15 protein-coding genes are annotated in these 17,496 nt (G+C 45.3%); 6 read left to right on the top strand and 9 right to left on the bottom strand.

Annotated elements, in window-relative coordinates:
* Both HGO97_RS13765 and HGO97_RS13760 read left to right on the top strand, forming a co-directional pair.
* Entirely contained in the window at window positions 1–909 is a 909-nt protein-coding gene (locus HGO97_RS13765) for a response regulator (protein WP_216242755.1), read from the top strand.
* A gap of 166 nt (window positions 910–1,075) precedes the next feature.
* Window positions 1,076–2,107, top strand: coding sequence for a PTS sugar transporter subunit IIC (locus tag HGO97_RS13760; protein WP_246597454.1), 1,032 nt, complete (start codon window positions 1,076–1,078; stop codon window positions 2,105–2,107).
* 25 nt (window positions 2,108–2,132) lie between these two features.
* Here HGO97_RS13760 and HGO97_RS13755 read toward each other — a convergent pair whose 3' ends face one another.
* From HGO97_RS13755 to HGO97_RS13735, 5 genes are all read right to left on the bottom strand, one after another.
* Window positions 2,133–4,382 (bottom strand): ATP-dependent helicase, encoded by a 2,250-nt coding sequence (locus HGO97_RS13755; protein WP_216242750.1) that lies wholly within the window; start codon window positions 4,380–4,382, stop codon window positions 2,133–2,135.
* Between the two features lie 22 nt (window positions 4,383–4,404).
* The gene (locus HGO97_RS13750) at window positions 4,405–7,065 is read right to left on the bottom strand and encodes a DEAD/DEAH box helicase (RefSeq protein ID WP_216242748.1); all 2,661 of its coding nucleotides are present in this window, start codon (window positions 7,063–7,065) and stop codon (window positions 4,405–4,407) included.
* A 134-nt stretch (window positions 7,066–7,199) separates the two neighbouring features.
* The gene (locus HGO97_RS13745; RefSeq protein ID WP_216242746.1) at window positions 7,200–7,535 is read right to left on the bottom strand and encodes a nucleotide pyrophosphohydrolase; all 336 of its coding nucleotides are present in this window, start codon (window positions 7,533–7,535) and stop codon (window positions 7,200–7,202) included.
* Between the two features lie 28 nt (window positions 7,536–7,563).
* Window positions 7,564–8,568 carry an alpha/beta hydrolase gene (locus HGO97_RS13740; RefSeq protein ID WP_216242744.1) on the bottom strand — a complete coding sequence of 335 codons (1,005 nt, stop codon included), beginning with the start codon at window positions 8,566–8,568 and terminating at the stop codon, window positions 7,564–7,566.
* 264 nt (window positions 8,569–8,832) lie between these two features.
* Window positions 8,833–10,932 carry an EAL domain-containing protein gene (locus HGO97_RS13735; protein WP_216242740.1) on the bottom strand — a complete coding sequence of 700 codons (2,100 nt, stop codon included), beginning with the start codon at window positions 10,930–10,932 and terminating at the stop codon, window positions 8,833–8,835.
* Between the two features lie 195 nt (window positions 10,933–11,127).
* Here HGO97_RS13735 and HGO97_RS13730 point away from each other — a divergent pair, with 195 nt between their 5' ends.
* Window positions 11,128–11,433 carry a hypothetical protein gene (locus HGO97_RS13730; RefSeq protein ID WP_216242738.1) on the top strand — a complete coding sequence of 102 codons (306 nt, stop codon included), beginning with the start codon at window positions 11,128–11,130 and terminating at the stop codon, window positions 11,431–11,433.
* A 161-nt stretch (window positions 11,434–11,594) separates the two neighbouring features.
* On the opposite strand, the gene HGO97_RS13725 is transcribed toward HGO97_RS13730, so the two are convergent.
* Window positions 11,595–11,825, bottom strand: coding sequence for a hypothetical protein (locus tag HGO97_RS13725; RefSeq protein ID WP_216242735.1), 231 nt, complete (start codon window positions 11,823–11,825; stop codon window positions 11,595–11,597).
* A gap of 473 nt (window positions 11,826–12,298) precedes the next feature.
* Here HGO97_RS13725 and HGO97_RS13720 point away from each other — a divergent pair, with 473 nt between their 5' ends.
* Window positions 12,299–12,910: a DUF1836 domain-containing protein gene (locus tag HGO97_RS13720; protein ID WP_216242734.1), complete on the top strand. Its 612-nt coding sequence runs from the start codon at window positions 12,299–12,301 to the stop codon at window positions 12,908–12,910.
* 30 nt (window positions 12,911–12,940) lie between these two features.
* Here HGO97_RS13720 and HGO97_RS13715 read toward each other — a convergent pair whose 3' ends face one another.
* Both HGO97_RS13715 and HGO97_RS13710 read right to left on the bottom strand, forming a co-directional pair.
* Window positions 12,941–13,246, bottom strand: coding sequence for a YerC/YecD family TrpR-related protein (locus HGO97_RS13715; protein ID WP_216242732.1), 306 nt, complete (start codon window positions 13,244–13,246; stop codon window positions 12,941–12,943).
* Between the two features lie 105 nt (window positions 13,247–13,351).
* The gene (locus HGO97_RS13710) at window positions 13,352–14,077 is read right to left on the bottom strand and encodes a phosphatase (protein WP_216242730.1); all 726 of its coding nucleotides are present in this window, start codon (window positions 14,075–14,077) and stop codon (window positions 13,352–13,354) included.
* A gap of 189 nt (window positions 14,078–14,266) precedes the next feature.
* Between HGO97_RS13710 and HGO97_RS13705 the strand changes: the two genes are divergently transcribed.
* Window positions 14,267–14,467 (top strand): hypothetical protein, encoded by a 201-nt coding sequence (locus tag HGO97_RS13705; RefSeq protein ID WP_216242728.1) that lies wholly within the window; start codon window positions 14,267–14,269, stop codon window positions 14,465–14,467.
* Between the two features lie 234 nt (window positions 14,468–14,701).
* A complete protein-coding gene (locus HGO97_RS13700) occupies window positions 14,702–16,165 on the top strand; it encodes an MFS transporter (RefSeq protein WP_216242726.1) in 1,464 nt (487 codons plus the stop codon).
* A 144-nt stretch (window positions 16,166–16,309) separates the two neighbouring features.
* On the opposite strand, the gene HGO97_RS13695 is transcribed toward HGO97_RS13700, so the two are convergent.
* Window positions 16,310–17,335 (bottom strand): DUF7309 domain-containing protein, encoded by a 1,026-nt coding sequence (locus tag HGO97_RS13695; RefSeq protein ID WP_216242723.1) that lies wholly within the window; start codon window positions 17,333–17,335, stop codon window positions 16,310–16,312.
* Window positions 17,336–17,496: the final 161 nt, after the last annotated feature.

The raw sequence follows: 17,496 nt of genomic DNA, 5'->3' as shown, positions 1-17,496 counted from the left end.
ATGAGACTTTATATCGTAGACGATGACCGTAATGTGCAGACCATTTTAAAAATGATCATCCGTGACCGGAACTTAGGTACACTCTGCGGCATTGCTGCCAATGGCGCAGATGCCTTGGAGGATATGCCTTATGCAAAGCCGGACATTGTGATCGCAGACCTTCTCATGCCGGAGATGGACGGCATCACCTTTGTAAAAAAGGCCCGTGCCCTCTGGCCGGATACCGTATTTATCATGTTATCCCAGGTCGCTTCAAAGGATATGATTGCCGGTGCCTATGAAAGCGGCATAGAATTCTACATTCAAAAACCCATCAACAGTGTAGAAGTGGAAAAGGTAGTAAAAAAGGTCGAACAGTCCCTGATCGACCGCCGTACGCTTCGAAAGGTCCAGAACATTTTCATAAATCAGAGTGATGCGTCAGCAAATACGGGAATACCGCCTGTGACGGGCGGCTATTCCGGCCATGCTTCTATTTCTTCTATCCGTTCTTCAGATGGAAATGCCTCCAAAACGCACATCCTCCGGCTTCGGAGTATTTTGCAGAAGCTCGGGATTTCCGGGGAACGGGGCAGCCGGGATATTATACAGCTTGTGGACTATCTGACGGAGCATCAGACACGGTTAAGTGATGCCACGCTCGGAGAACTCTGCAGCAAATTCAGTGACAACCCAAAATCAATGGAACAGCGTATCCGCAGAACTGCCAGCATGGGGATGGTAAATCTCGCTAACCTGGGATTGGAGGATTACTCCAACGACACTTTCACCACCTATGCGAACACACTTTATAATTTTGAACAGGTACGCCGCGAGATGGATTTTATCCGCGGCAAAAGTACCCGGCATGGTAACGTTAAAATCAAAAGCTTTTTAAATGCCCTTGTTCTTGCTTGTACTGAATCCTAAAAATCGCCCGTCTGTTATATATTTTGCATAATAACAGATGGGCGTTTTTGTAGTATCCGTAGATTTTCCAAAAACTTCTGTTACTTTCTGTAATTTTCCGAAACCCAATTGTTAATTTTTAGTCAATTACTCATTCATGTTTATGGAAAATAAGGAGGATCACATGCTGACAATCATTTCTGGAATTGGACTTTTGTTACTGACACTTGCGGGATTTTCCCTCTTCAGCCTCAAAATGCCCAAAGGGCAGGCTGCAATGTCTGGCATGGCGAACGCCGCGATTGCCACATTTCTGGTGGAAGCAGTCCACCGTTACATTACCGGAGATCTGCTGAACGTTAAATTCTTTCAGGATTTAGGAAGCACATCTGGAAGTCTCGGCGGGGTCGCCGCTGCCATCACAGTACCGATCAGTATGGGGGCAAACCCGGTCTTTGCTGTTGTTGCAGGCGTTGCCGTCGGTGGATATGGAATCCTGCCTGGTTTTATTGCTGGATATGTCATCGGACTGATTGGACCTGTCATTGAAAGAAAACTACCGGAAGGACTGAACATGATCGTCGGAGCACTGCTCATCGCACCTGCAGCCCGCATGATTGCCCTGCTTGTGGATCCAGTCGTAAACTCTACTCTTGTGCGTATTGGACAGACCATATCCGCTGCTGCAGAACAGTCTCCGCTTGTAATGGGACTCTTGCTGGGCGGAATCATGAAGATGATCTGTACCTCTCCACTAAGCTCCATGGCACTGACTGCCATGCTGGGACTAAATGGACTTGCAATGGGAATTGCTGCGATTGCATGCGTGGGCGGTTCTTTTACAAATGGACTGATCTTCAGCCGTCTCAAGCTTGGAGATAAAAGCAATGTGATTGCAGTCATGTTGGAGCCGTTGACCCAGGCTGACATTATTACGTCCCATCCGATTCCGATCTACTGTTCCAACTTTTTCGGGGGCGGGCTTGCCGGTATGGGAGCTGCAGCACTCGGCATTATCAATAATGCTCCGGGCACAGCATCCCCCATTCCAGGACTGTTAGCCCCGTTCGCCTTCAATCCGCCTGTCAATGTGCTGATTGCACTTGGCCTGGCTGTAGCTGGCGGAAGCCTGGCAGGATTTGTCGGCTCTGCTGTTTTCAAAAAGCGTTATACTAAACCAGAAGCAGCACCTCTTCCAGAAGAGGTCGTACTGGAATAATTCGAATCAGTGTCATACCACTCCATTAGTAGAAAAAGTGCCGCCACAGTATGAAAATCTGTGTACGGCACTTTTTCTCTCTGATTTTCCTTTGTAACATCTCAATCTCACCAAAGGCCTTTAAAAATTCTTTTCTTCCGTAGCCTTCAAACTCTACCTCGGCTGTCATCTCATTTTCATCGACCAGGATACCGATTCCATATTTCGGATGTCTTACCTTTCTGACTGTAAGTTCTTCCCCTGCTATGGCAGGCGCGATTTTCTCTGCTGCAACGCTCTCTGTCGCAGCTTCTGCCTTACTTTGCGCGTATCCACTCTTCTCCTGCTCTCTGCGGACCGCTTTTCTAAGCTGTTTAAGATTCGCCATTTTTTCTTCCGGGGCCTGACTCCCCTCCCAATCCAGCAGATGCTTAGGCAGCATGTTCAGATATCTTCCCGGTCCGCCGTTGACGCGCGGCTGTCCCGGATTCGTATAATAGGATAATTCCAACTGTTCTCTGGCTCTTGTCATTCCGACAAAGAAGAGCCTGCGTTCTTCCTCTTCCTGTTCAAAGCTGCGTCCGGTAAGAGGAATCAGCCCATCATTGACCCCGATGATGAAAACCACTGTAAATTCCAGCCCTTTTGAGGCATGGAGGCTCATCAGTCTGACCTGATCCTTCCCCGGGTTCTCCTCTTCCTTTAAGATCTGGATTCCATACAAGGCCGAGGAACGAAGAAACTGCGCGGTCCCCTTGGCAAGACTTTTTTGATCCTCCTGACTGTAAATAACCAATCTCTTACAGAGATCCAGGACTAATTTCCGGTCTTCCTCATAGGATGCCGCATTCGGATGCAGAGAAGCATCCAGAGAAAAATAACTGTAGATCTCCATCCCATCCTTTCCCGTCTCCGAAGAAAAGGCTTCCTGGAATCCCTTCATCCGATCATAAAGATCTACCTCCCCCTCTTTGGGCTCTGCAAGAAAACTCTTTAACCTCTTTTTCTCCATCCCTTCTCCATAAAATGGATGGGACAGGACCGCTTCTGCCGCATAGCGGTCCTTCTGGTTACAAGCAAAAGTAAGTACCTTCACAAACCAGTCCAGCACGGGAATCTCTCGCAGCGTCTTTTTCAGGGAGACCGTATAAGGAACTCCTTCCCTTTCAAATACCTTTTCCAGAATCTCCGACTGACTCTGCAGTCGATAGAAAATAGCAATCTCTCCGTACTCCATGCCGCCTAAGTGAAGTTCTTTGATCTTCTGGGCCAGATACTGGGCCTCCTGAAAAGCATCATAGTGGTTCTGTACCTTGATCGGCATTCCTTCCTCTCTGCTTCCTGCTACTGTATTTCCATATTGGAGGAACCGTCCTGCAGCCTCCAGAATCGTCCTGCTGGAACGATAGTTCACAGGAAGGGACAGCTCCTTTGCATCGAACTGATGCTTCAAAGAATAGAACATCGTCTCCACACTGCCTCTCCAACTGTAAATCAACTGGTTCGGATCGCCTACGGCAAACAGCCTGGTATGTTCTCCTTTTAATGCGGTGAGAAACTCCATCTGCTGTTTATCACTGTCCTGAACCTCGTCTACGATGATCCATTCAGGCTTTTCAGATCGGTGTCCATAATCCGTCTCTCCATTCTTTGGCAGACTGTCATCTGCACACGTAGATTCCTTCTGTTCGTCTTCCCTGTTCAACAACTTCGTACAGACCTCGATGAGGTCCGAGAAGGACATCTTGTTCTGCCGTTTCTTCTCCTCCTGCAGAGCCTCAAACAGTAGAAACATATCATCTTGATACCGGCTCTTGGTCTTTCCCTGCCTAAATGCTGTATATTCCTGTTCCAGCCGCTTCTTCAGCCGGTTCTTATATTTGATCTTCCAGTTTTGTTCCTTCGAAAGCCGCAGTGCAAGCTCTGCCTCCTCGTCCGGCTCGATAATCAAGAACTGCTTCGTCCAACCCATGCTTTCCACATCCAGCCTGGTCCTTAAATAATTCATTGCCACACTATGAAACGTTCCAAAGCCGGCCAGATCCTCCTCTGTCAGCTTCGGTTCGATTGCAAGCAGTCGTTCTTTGATCTCACCCGCCGCTTTATTGGTAAAGGTCAGAACTGCCATATCCCGGATAGAGACCTGTTTTTTCATATGTAAATAAAGAATCTTGGCAATCAACACCGTCGTCTTCCCACTGCCCACATTTGCATTGACTATACAGGCCGGACTTTCATCCAGCACTGCCGCTTTTTGGTATTCATTTAAACGGTTCCATTGTTCTTCATAGTTCATATCTCAATCTCCTGCCGTTTCCTTATCGTACATCCTCGTACCGTCTTCGAAGCCTTGCCGCAGTCTTCTCCTTTTGAGCCTCATCGACCTGAGACGCCGCTTCTATCCTCATATCCCTGGGACAGACTGCATGATAACGCAGGATGTTTTCGATACTTTTCAGATTCTCCGGCTCCATGATCCATTTTTCATAGAAAGAATTGTCCACTGTCAGGACAAGGGTGTGACTCTTGATCTCCACTTTCTTCACTGTTTTCAAAAATACACTGCCTGTCTCCCCATTCTTTTCCACTGCCTCGCAGAATGCTTCCCAATCCTGAGATAGCGTAAAAAAGGAAAAACGTTTCTGAACGGAAGGCTTCTGTATCTCTTCCATGATCTTCACAGACTTTGGCGCTTCTGACTCTTTGAGCAGGTTTTGAAGTCCCCAGAGTACCAGCTTCTTGTCCAGTGTATAATCACCGACACAGGCCGGACAGCCGTCCCCGCAGGGACAGTTTTCCACCATGCGGATTGCATTTTCGAGAATCTTCGGCACCAGATCATAGATTTTCTCCGAATATCCAAGCCCGCCTACATATTTATCATAAATGAACAAGGAGACGGCCTCCTCCTCACCCCCATCCGGTATCAGGGCATTATTGGAAATGATCACATCAATATCATCACGGGCCGCCATGGTGACCATCATCGCCGCATTCTTCACAGCATTGGCGATTCCCTCAAAGTGATTATTCCTCACGAATTCACCAGACTGGCTTCTCAAAAGCAGCCTTCGATAAGCGCGCACCACATTCTCAGGAATCAACAGCCATGTACTCTCTGTATCATAGTCCTTTTGAAGCGGGAGCGGCAGATTTACATAGCCAAGATTCTGATGGTTATGGAACTGCAGCTTCTTAAACATAGAAACGAATTCATTCACGTTGATATCTCCGAACCGGATGTACGTACGCTCATAAGGTTCCTCCTGAAAGACCTGCAGTATCCGGGTGTTATCTGTCCCCACCGGAACCGTATAGTAATTTCCATCGAAAGGAATACATCTGGCAGTCCTGCTTTTCAGATCCAGACTCAATACTTCATAAGATACGCCCTCATGCATGTAGACTGCCCCCGGATATAGTTCGTGGTAGGCCTGAGTCTCATCCATCTCCGTAATCTCTCTGCCATCCTGCTCCAGAATCAGCTTGAACCTCGTTTGATCCATATTCCTCAGACTGTAATCCCCTGCCGGGAACGCCGGACCGGACCAGGCGAACTTCCCTCCCAGGCTCTTCACCTCTTCTGCTTTTAAAAGAACGGGAATCACTTCCCCTAATGCCGGGAACAACGCGATATCATCCATGGTCAGCGGCATCTCTGCTGCGGCAGCCCGGATATGAGAAAGCTGGATCAGCAGGTTGTCACGGTCCACAATCGCATTCTCACTCTCCCTGGAAAACAGCCAATCAGAATCAATGGCAATATACTGATCAAAGGGCTGGTTCTCCAGAATCAAATAATTCACACAGGCCTTTTGGCCTCTTCCTGCCCTCCCAGTCTGCTGCCAGAAGGAGGCCCTTGTCCCCGGATATCCGACGATCACTGTAGTATCAAGACTTCCGATGTCAATCCCCAATTCCAGGGCATTGGTAGATACCAGACCGAGCAATTCTCCGGTGATCATCTTATGTTCGATCTCTTTTCGTTCCAACGGGGTATAGCCGCCCCGGTATCCCGCAATTCTCCTGGAATCCCCCTGGGACAAAAATCCGGCCGAATCCAGTTTATCCCGTGACTCCTTTAGAAGAACCTCCACATTCCTCCTGGATTTCCCGAACGCAATAAAATGGTGCTTCTCCTCCACGAGCTTAGGAAGCAGCTCTGCGGCCACAGAAGTAGGGGAATAACGTCCATATTCCTTATCATTGGTTCCCTTCATTACAGGTGGCTGTATAATCTGATATCGCTTCTCGGGCGAAGGTGACCCGTCATCAGATATCAGTGTAAACGCACCCCCGCAGATATTCTGGGCCAGCTCGACTGGATTTGCAATGGTAGCGGAGCTGCACAAAAACTGCGGGGAAGCTTGATAATATCTGCAGATCCGGTCCAGTCTTCGGAAAATATTTGCCAAATGAGATCCGAATGCCCCTCGGTAACTGTGAAGCTCATCAATGACTACATATTTTAAATTGGTAAATATGAAATCAAAGCCATAGCTGCTGTGATTTGGGAGGAAGGCACCATTTACCATCTCGGGATTGGTCAGGATGATATTCGCACTTTTCCTGATTCTGCTCCTCTCGGCAGGCATCGTATCACCATCATAGACTCCGGCAGATACACGTTCCTCCCCGAAATATTCAAGCCACGGCTTAAGCGCACGAAATTGATCAGCGGCAAGTGCCTTCGTAGGATAGATGAAGATGGCTCTGGTCAGAGGGTCCTCCAAAACGGCCTGAAGCACAGGCAGCAGAAAGCTTAAGGTCTTTCCGCTGGCTGTAGAGGTCGTAATTACAACATTCTCCTTTTGCTGTGCAGCCTCAAACATCTCTGCCTGGTGGGAATATAACTGCCCGATCCCGCTGTGTTGCAGACAGGCTCTGATCTCTTCATGCAGTTCTGCTGGAAAAGGAGCATACTGTGCTTCTCTCCTGGGCAATATTTCCGTATGTATGACCAAGTCTTGTAATTCCATATCTCTCCTTCTCCTCCATGCTATTTAGACAAACGCGACGCCTCGAACTGATGTTCTATATTATATCAGACTATCTGCCTGCTGTAAATAGAACTGATGCCGATAATTCCTTCTACTTTATTCTTGATTCGCCTTTACTCTTGATTCGCCGGATATTTCTTTGCATTCTTAACTGCTTTCTCCTCTACGGCCCTAGTAAGGTCTATCTCAAAATGTTCACATACACGGCAGAGATACCAGAATACATCCGCAATTTCCTCTTTCAGATGCTCAAATTCTCTCTCATCCTCCTTCACGCTGTCTGCCTCATCCGAATGCAGCCACATGAAAATTTCAGAAAGTTCCGCCGCCTCCACGCTCAGCGCCATGACCAGGTCCTTTGCATTCTGACCCTTCTTCCAGCCTCTTGCATCTGAAAAATCCTGAATAAATTGTTTTACCTCTGCCATTGTTGTCTTTTCATCCGTCATTTAAATTGCTCCTTCTCTTGATATTGTTCTATGCTTCTGCCTCCCGGAAAAATTCCCGGACGGCCTGTTGATACTGCTCTTTCCCCTTCAAATAACTCATACAATGTTCTGCCCCCTCTACGAGCAGAAGCTTCTTTTTTGCCGTGCACGCCTCATAATTTTGCACACTCATTTCATATGGTACAAAGGTATCTGCTTTCCCATGGATAAACAAGACCGGCACAAGGCAGTGCTCCATTGCTTCCAGGGCACTGTACTCCTTTAAATCATATCCTGCTTTTTTCCTAAATACCCAATTCAACTGGTCCATGATCGGATGCTCATTCAGCTTAAATTTCGAATGACCGAAACGATAGACCATCTCATAGGGTGATGTAAAGCCGCAGTCTGCAATCACGCCCTTCACATCTCCCGGCAGCTTGTCAGAAGCCGCCATCAAAACGGTCGCCGCCCCCATGGACACCCCATACAGATACACAGGCAGACCACTGCCGTTTCGCTTTGCCAGCCATTTCAACCATGCATGGCAATCCCGTCTCTCCAGAATACCGAATCCCATGTATTTTCCTTCGCTCTGTCCTTGTGAGCGCTGCTCTACAATAAGAAGGCTGGTCCCTTCCTCATACAGCCAGCGTAAACAGGCCCCAAAATCATGCTGCCAGGAGCCGCGCCAGCCATGGAACAGCACGACGATCCGCCTTGCATCCTCCGCCTCCAGATAGGAGCCTGCAAGTAGAAGCCCCTCTTCGCTTCTTATCTGCACGTTCTCATAAGGCATTCTCTGCATCCATTCGACCCCTTTTGTGCGCTCCTCTTTTACCTGCTCCTCCCATAATTCATGTCCTGACTTTTCCTGTGGTGCCTGATTACTTCTTGTCCTTCTCCGCTTATTTTTGCTCTTCTTCTCTTTCTTCTTCTTGAAAAAGATACAGTTTCTTCCTGCTGCCATATTAAAAAAAGCCCCCACTAAAAGACAGTCCAGTGCTCCCAGGACTCCTGCCGCCAAAAGAATTCTCTTCCACATTTGATTCATAATGCTGTACCTGCCTCTTTCATAATAGATGCCCGTCCGCCATCACACGGCAGACGGGCATACTTCTGGAATACATATATGATGCACCTTGGTTCTTCACAATTTATTTCAGATAAGTTAACAATTCATTCAAAAATAAATCACAATTTTTACACAACTAAATTATATACTATAATTGTTCAAAAGATAAGAACACTTTTTCATAAACTTTTTCCCCCTTTGAGTCACACACGTTGTGGCTCTTTCCTTTTGCCCAAAATCCCCCTATTCTTGCGGATAAGACAAAACTTTTTGTTCATTCAAACGTTTTCTTCTCATCTCCATCTGTTCCGTTACATTACTGATCGCACCATAGTAGAACTTTGCTCCGTCCTTTTCTTTCATAAAAAAGACTCGCAGATTCACCCAAATAATACTGCCGTCAGGACAATAACGCCTAATATCACCTTCCGCACCATTTAAAATATCTCTGTCGGCCCTTCGGAAAATCTCTTGTGCCTCTTCCCTGTCTTCCTCATATATCTCATCTAAAATCCAGGCACGCTTCTCTTCCAGATCCACCGGATTCGTCCCAGTCACCTTGTAGTATTGCTCATTCACCTGCAATAATTCTATTCTCTGTTCAAAGATCTTGTAAAATCCAATCCCACCCAGAATCTTATGGATGACGACTTCACTGAATAGACCATCACTCAGAAGTTCCTTCACGCTTAGATTCTTAGTCTTTTTCGCTTTGATTCCTCTGAAATCGAAGTTGTCCTCATCTTCCATCAACGCCTCATAGGCTTCCACAGGCATTGGACGATAAAAATAGAAGCCTTGTCCATACACGCAATTCATATCCAACAGCAGCTTTACCTGTTTCTCTGTCTCTACGCCCTCCGCGATCATCCGCATCCCAATCAGTTTTGCCATACCGGTGATAGCCTCTAAGATTCCCAGGCCTTTTCCCGCTGTCTGCTCGTCCATAGCCAGAAACTTCATGTCAATCTTCAAGATATCCACATTGAGATCCTTTAAAATATTCAAGGAAGAGTATCCGCTTCCAAAATCATCCATCAGGACCGTAAAACCGGCATCTCTCAACGCTTCTGCGACCTGGGTGATCAACTGGTCGTCCTCTGCATACGCGCTCTCCGTAATCTCGACCTCAAGCAGATATCTGGGCAGTTCATACTCGATTGCCAGAGCCTTGATATGCTCGACCACATCAATCGTATAAATATCTACCCGCGATACATTGACCGAAATCGGCATTGGCCTTAGTCCTGCATCAATCCAGCCCCTTAAGCATCTGCATACCCGTTCCCACAGATAACAGTCCAATCTTGCAATAAAACCGCTTCGCTCCAATAGCGGTACGAAGCCTCCCGGCATAATGAGCCCTCGTTCAGGATGCTGCCAGCGTACCAGCGCTTCTGCTCCCACTATTTTTCCCGTAGCCATATTGCATTTCGGCTGAAGATACAGCACAAATTCTTCCTTTACAAGACCTCTTTGTACATCCGAAAGCAGTACATGATTTTCTTCCATCTGCTGCATCATCATAGAATCATAATAGGCAACTCTCTTGGCATAATTGCCCTTGATCGAGTCGACTGCAATGGATGCTCTGTCATACATCATGCTGGCAGGTATACTTTTATCCTTAATGACATAGATGCCAAAGGATGGAAGGAATCCTACTTCCCCGCCGTACTGCCCTACATATGACAGCATCTGTTTCTGGAAATGTTCCAGTACCTGATCCTCATTATGCAGGAGAATACAGAAATCATCTGACCCCATATATCCTGCGATTCCCCCGGACTCCTCGACGAATGCATGCAGCTGTCTTCCTATATTCGCAAGGAAACAATCTCCTGCCTCCTGCCCATACCACTCATTGAACAACTTAAAATGTTCTATATCAATTGCAGTCAGACAGTACTTTTCATCCCCTGTTCCCTTTAAGAACTCCTCAATACGTCTTAAAAAGTATTCTGATTTATATAAACTGGTCAGATGGTCCCTCTCATTCTTTCCCTGATGTCTGGCTCCAGAATAAAGATGTGTCTCATCTCCTGTATCTTTTGCAATCACTATGCTGCACGGTCCCTCATCAGGCAGTACAAAATCGGATACAATAACTTCCATCCATTTTCCCATCTTTTCATTGTAAACGATACTATCTGCTCTTCCCTGCCCCTCTAAGATCGGGCACCTTGAACAGGGCATCCCCCTTCCGCACAGAGCTTGATAACACAAATCTCCTTTGCGTACCTCCGGGTAATCTTCCTGTATGGTCTGATTATAATGCACAATTTCATACGCCTTATTTATAACAAACGCTGAAGTATTTGTACCCTCTTTTAAAGTGCCCATATTTTCACCTTCTTACATGAGAAAAACTGTTGTTGTTTTTATTATAGTACAATCTAAACAGGCGCGTCAATGATGCAAAATAATTCCCCTGGAACTTGCAGATAGAAGATATTTTCCCCCTAAAAGATGTTTTACAGACAAGAGAATCATGGTATACTTATTGGGCTGATAATGTCCAGAAAAAGGAGGATTGAGATGATCGATAAGAAATTGATTCCCATAGGTGGTTTAAAAAGAGAGCCCTTCTCCGGCAGCCACGGTGGTATGCGTTATTATTTCCAGGTCGACGAAAGCAAAGAGACCTTTACCGTGACCGTTTTCCCGGAGCCATGGTCCTTTGATAAGACAGCGGATGAGAATAAGGAGCACACCTCCTTTCCAATGTCAGACGAGGGCATGGACTCTGCAATCGAGTGGCTCTATGAAATGTATGAAAAAAAGAAGGAGTTCTGGCAGGATTCCCTAAAAAACAGTATGCACACCGTATATAATAAGAAATAAAGATTTCGGCGGGCCGAAATCTCGCGCCGTAGCGCGGCCGCTTACGGCCATCTTCCTCTTGCGCGAAGTGCGCAACCTCTGAAGGTTTTTATTATGTAGGAAAGCTCGAAGAACTTCCTACATAATAAAAAGCATCCAGCGCAGTCTGGATGCTTTTTACCTTACTCGTCAAATTCTAAAATCACACTCTTTCCCATGAGGCTCGACTGAATATCGACCACAGTCCCGTGCGTACTTTTCAGCCGCTCACGGTTCGGATAATTCCCGCTCATAGCAATTGCATGTTCAATCGTATAATAATATGAACTCGGAAGCTTCCCCTCTATGACATTTACTTCCTGTCCGATCTCGACCAGCCCTTCCCGGTCCATTGTGAATTCCATTCTTCTCATATGACCTCACTCCTCAACATAGACTCCAATGCGTATTTTTTATGTCTGTTCGTTATTTTACATCTCACATCGTGTTTTGGCAAGAGACTGCCGATTTCTAAATTTTTTAGAATATCTATTTTATAAACTTTTTGCACTTACTTAATAAATTTTTCCAAATCTTGTCACAATACATTCACAATTCATTGCTATGATAAGTACATGAAAAACAGAAGACGATGGCTGCACTTGCAGCCTGCATCTGCGGCCATTGGACTTCGCCTAAATACAACAATTTCTTATATTTATATAGATAGATTTTCCCCCTCCTTCGAGCTGTTGCATGTACTGCATGTCAACAGCTCTTTTCCTGGTCAGAAGTTTTATCAATGCATTTCGCCTATTACTTGATTTTTCTGAATTTTCCTATTCTTTTAAAGAACGCTTGCTATCTAGTTTTGAATACTATATAATAAGGATATTGAGGTGATATTATGACAATTGATACGAATGATATGCTGAACAGCATCTTAGAAAGCATCTCCCGCATTGATTATATTCATCCGGGCGATATTCCCAATATAGATTTATATATGGATCAGGTGACTACCTTCATGGATGCACAGCTTGCTTCTACGAAGCGCTACAAAGAGGATAAGATTCTAACGAAGACGATGATTAACAATTATGCCAAGAATAACCTTCTTCCTCCTCCCGTAAAAAAGAAATATACACAGGAGCATCTCCTTGTCCTGATCTTTATCTACTATTTTAAGAATATCCTCTCGATCAAGGATATTGAGACACTGCTTCGGCCCATCACGGACAAGTATTTTCATTCCGATGATGCCTTAGAGATGACACAGCTCTATGAAGAGATCTGTGCAATGGAAAAGGCGCAGATCGAGCCGCTCCAGGAAGAAATCAAATCCGCTTATGCAAGGGCGGAAGCCTCTTTTGAGAAGGTAGATACAGACGATAAAGACTATCTCAAATTATTTTCTTTCATCTGCAGTCTCAGTTTTGATGTATACGTGAAAAAACTGCTGATTGAAAAAATCATCGATGAACTGCCTGCACCCGGTAAGAAACCACCGAAGAAATAATTCTTTTATAAGTAGAAAAAAGAGAGAGGCCTATGCGTCTCTCTTTTCGTTACTGTTTAATCTTTCAAATACCATATCGTACCCGTCATTTCCATAATTCAGTGAGCGGTTAACACGGCTGATGGTTGCTGTTGAAGCTCCGGTCTTCTCAGCGATCTCTAGATAAGTCTTCTGTTCTCTTAACATCTTAGCGACCTCGAATCGCTGAGAGAGTGATAATAATTCATTGATGGTACAGATATCCTCAAAAAAAGTATAACACTCTTCTTTGTTTTCCAGACTTAATATGGCGTTAAACAGATAGTCCACCGCCTCTGTTCTTATCTTCTTACTCATACTACCGATCTCCTTTATCAGTCAAATGACTACTGTTACATTTTAGCACACTAAACTTTTAAAGTCTACCTTTTTATGCAGATTTTGTCCAACACCTATCTTCCCCTATTTTGCCCGGTACAGGTTCAGGTATGGTTTTAATTTTTCAAAATCTGTAGTCACGACTAATTCTTCTGGGAAACTGCAGTATTGAAGAATCTCCTCTATGTTCCCAAAGTTTCCTGCATCCACATCTACATGGGCATCGCTTCCGGTTGTGACAGGCACCTCATACCTCTTACATAATTCCAGAATGGCAATCGAATTTTCCCGTGTTCCCTGACGAAAGCTCTGCGGGCGCAGGGAAGAATTATTTAGTTCCAGAAGTGTCCCTGTCTCCTTCGCAGCCTTCACTACCGCCTCGTAATTCACTGGAAAACGTCCGTCATCTGGATGCCCGATGATATTGACGTAAGGTTTCTTCATGACCTCGATGTATGCCTGGGTATTCTCTTCTACTGTGTGCTCGAATCCATAGCATGGTGGATGGATACTTGCGATGACAATATCCAGATCCCTGCAGACCTTCTCTGGCAGATCCAATGTCCCATCCGGTCCCATAATGTTGAGCTCTGCACCGAAAAGCATCTGGATTCCACACATCTCCCTCGGTACGACATCCAGATTCTGAAAATAATACATCTGGCAGGTACCAGGCATCTTTGGTGCATGTTCCGTCAAAGCCAGGGCCTTTAAGCCTTTCTTCGCCCCAGCCGCTGCCATTTCCCGGATAGTACTATAGGCATGTCCGCTCGCGATTGTATGTGCATGTGTATCAGCTTCAAATTTCATAATCATCCTTCTTTCTTTCCATTTCGCCTCATAGTATACCATAAACAACCGACTCGTGAAAGCCCTTGGTCTTGGATTCGGTAAGGATAAGCCATACATAAAGTTCGTCTGCCTTTTTAAGACAGCGTACCATAATTTTTCCAGCATATGATCTGCAGCTTTGCAGATACTATCAGTGAGGTGAAAATTATGCTTAACAATAAAGAAAATGAAAAGATTATTGATGATTACGATTATCTGTCAAACGCAGCATCGGCCAGAGACTGCACAGGTCTGATCCCCTCTCTCCCCATGTCAGACGAAGAACTCGAAGCTTATAATGACCTGTATCAGTATCAGCCCCCTGTAATCAGATCCAAAACATCTTCACATGCCAACTCTACAAAATAATTCGCCTCAGAAAATATCTCTATTACCTTCTATCATATACTGAGGTATGCCCAAAGCTTATTTTACAATAGCCCTGTGGGTATAGTATTTCCCGAAAAAACACCGCCATTCACATAATGTGGCGGTGTTTTCGACTTAATACATCAAGATATTGCATTTTTCCTTGTCCTTATACTTACAAAATGCTATAATAAAAGCGTTGTTAATCTACCAATGAAAGAGAGGAATGCATACATGAGATGCCCGAAATGTGGAAAAGATGTAGAATTACAAAAGAAACAAGTAGGCGTTGACGAGAACGGTAAACCTATCTTTAACGAATACGCAATCTGCAGAGACTGCAAAAAACAATGGAATCTTGATAAACAAAGAGAAAAAAAAGCGGCGGATGCCAATGCTTCTAATCATACACAATCTAAAGAAAGCCCGGCAGGAGTAGAATCCCCTGCTGACGATGGTACAAAGATCGCTGTCCCGAAAAGGAAAACCGTCCCTGCGGACGCAAAGAATACAGCTCCAGTATCCAAGACTGGCGGACCGGCAAAGAAGGCTCCGGCAGACAGCAGACCGAAGGCCCCGGTGAAAAGGGCTGCGGTGGATGAAAAGGCCGACGCTCCAATAAAGAAGACTCCAAAGGATGTAAAGCCAGACGCTCCAATAAAGAAGACTCCAACGAATGTAAAGCCAGACGCTCCGATAAAGAAGACTCCAACGGATACCAAGGCGAAGGCCCCGGTCAAAAAGGCTCCGGTAGATGGAAAAGCGAATCCTCCAGTAAAAAAGGCTCCGGCTGATGTTCGGTCGAGCGCTCCTGTGAAGAAGACTCCTGCGGATGAGCGCAAAGCAACCGAAGGTAATCCATCTGCTGCTCCGGTAAAAAAGGCAGCTCCGGCAGGAAAGAAGAATCCATCCACAAGACCGGCGCCAGGGCCAAAACCTGCACCGAAAGCAACTCCTGATGAAAAACCTGCTCCAAAGAAAAAACCCGTGCCGACAGATACAGGTTCCAACAAGCCTGTTAAGAGTAGTGATGAACAGCGCTACAGCAATATTCCACCTGAAAAGGTGCGCGTCAAAAGAGAAAAGGCCGTCAGAGCAAGCTACGAGGATATGCTCGCTGCAGATCCTGATAGAAAGCCAGTCAAGAAGAAAAGACCTGTTCCGGCGGAAGATTCTGTTTCCAAAAAGAAACCTGCCTCTTCTAACGCCGCACCGGCCCGAAAAAAATCCGCACCACAGCCTATGAGGGAAGTGGAACAGGAAATCATTGAACCAAAAGCCAAATTCCGTTTGTTGAGAATCATATTTGGAATCATTTCAATCGCTGCATTTGCATTTTTTGCATATAAGGGCTTCCTTGCAGGATTGGATAATATTTCTGCAGGAACAAAAGCGACCACAGGAACCATTTACATTGTACTCGCACTCTGTATGCTTGTATCGGGTCTTTTGCTTCTGATCATGCAGAAGAAACGTACCATTCTTGCATTTGTGCTGCCTATGCTTTTCTATATCGGCAGTGCAGTATTTGCATTCCTGAAACGCGGCGAAGATAACTTTCTCTTATATGGTGCTATCGCTGGAGCTGCATTGGCAGTAATTTTCCTGATTCTTACCATCGCGTCAAGAGGCGGCGATGAAGAGGATGATTTCGATGACGATTATGATGATCCATTCGAAGATGACTATGACAATTAATTATACTAAGATAACGATGTCAAGTGACCAAAGCGGATATGCTCAATTCGCTTTACTGCCTATCTGATGACATAAAATGAATAGGATACAAGGAGATGCTTTTTACCTCCCTGTATCCTATTTTTCATCTCTCAACCGCCTTATTTATGGACGTCCATCAAAGTACTCTTTCATATGATTCACGGCTTCGTCTAATTCTGGCATATCTCCCGCTTTCAACTCAATCCGGCAGTATTCACAGAGATCTTGAAGGGCTGAAAATACCCATGGGTTCCTCGCCCTAACGGTTCGGATTCTGCCGTACTGTTCTATGAACTGTACAAAAAAGTTCAAGACACTGTCAATCTCATCCTCATCCGGCCCTAACAAATCCACAGTGACGACCATACCACTGCTGGCATCCACTACCAAAAATGCTAGCGGATTGACAGGCCTGTCATAACCGTCTTCTCTCACACTTCCGTTGAGATAAACAAAATCCATCTGCAGCTCGCCATCGATCAATGGCTTTTTCTGCAATTTCTTTTTCAAAATTTCATCTTCCAGTTCTACAATTGGATATTCCCGTCCTGCTTCATCCGGCAGTCCATGAATCTCCTGTCTCCATCCTTTTTCCGGTCCCTGATAAATATACCATAAGAACTCCCCATTCGCATAGTCGACCGCAGGCTTATGTTCCTTAAAGTCGTTCAGCAGAGCATTCAGTCCTTTGTAAACTACATTCAACTCCTCTACTTCATCTGCATCTGGAGTATACGGGGAAAAGCGCCTTTTAAAGGAAAGAAAGAACGGCCACTGTCCTCTTCCACGGAATTTTAAGCCCAGATTCTTTATTATGTTTTTCTGCGGCTGTGGAACTTCCTCGCGATCTCCCCAATAACAGGTGAGATTGGTCTGTTCAAACATCGCATACTCTGACGAAGGACCTCCTCCTTCTGTGGATGCCAGCATTTCAAAATCCTGCAGGCCCTCATAACCTTTATATACACTGATTCCATAGCAGGAACCGACTTTGCCCATCACACTGCAGAAGTAAGGCTTCTTGCGACCCTCTGGACAGATGACAAGCAGGTCCATATCCCAGAACTCCTCCCATGGTTTCAATTCCTTTAATTTACCACATAATTCATAAAGTTCTTTCCATTGCTCTAGTGTCGCTTCTTTTCTCATACGCTCTCCTCTGCACTATTATAGAAGTTTCCCAACCTATTATTATTTTCATCATATCAAACCTGTAGTCATTTTACCACATTTTTTTAGGAATCTATCGATATGAACCAATTCTCTATTTTTCCATATATTATAAGTGATTGATGTTACAGGAGGAAATT

Origin of the sequence: Faecalicatena faecalis (genome assembly GCF_012524165.2) — a bacterium.
Taxonomy (GTDB): domain Bacteria; phylum Bacillota; class Clostridia; order Lachnospirales; family Lachnospiraceae; genus Faecalicatena_A; species Faecalicatena_A faecalis.
The sequence above is the reverse complement of the archived record's forward strand: the minus strand, read 5'-3'. Positions and strand labels throughout refer to the sequence as shown.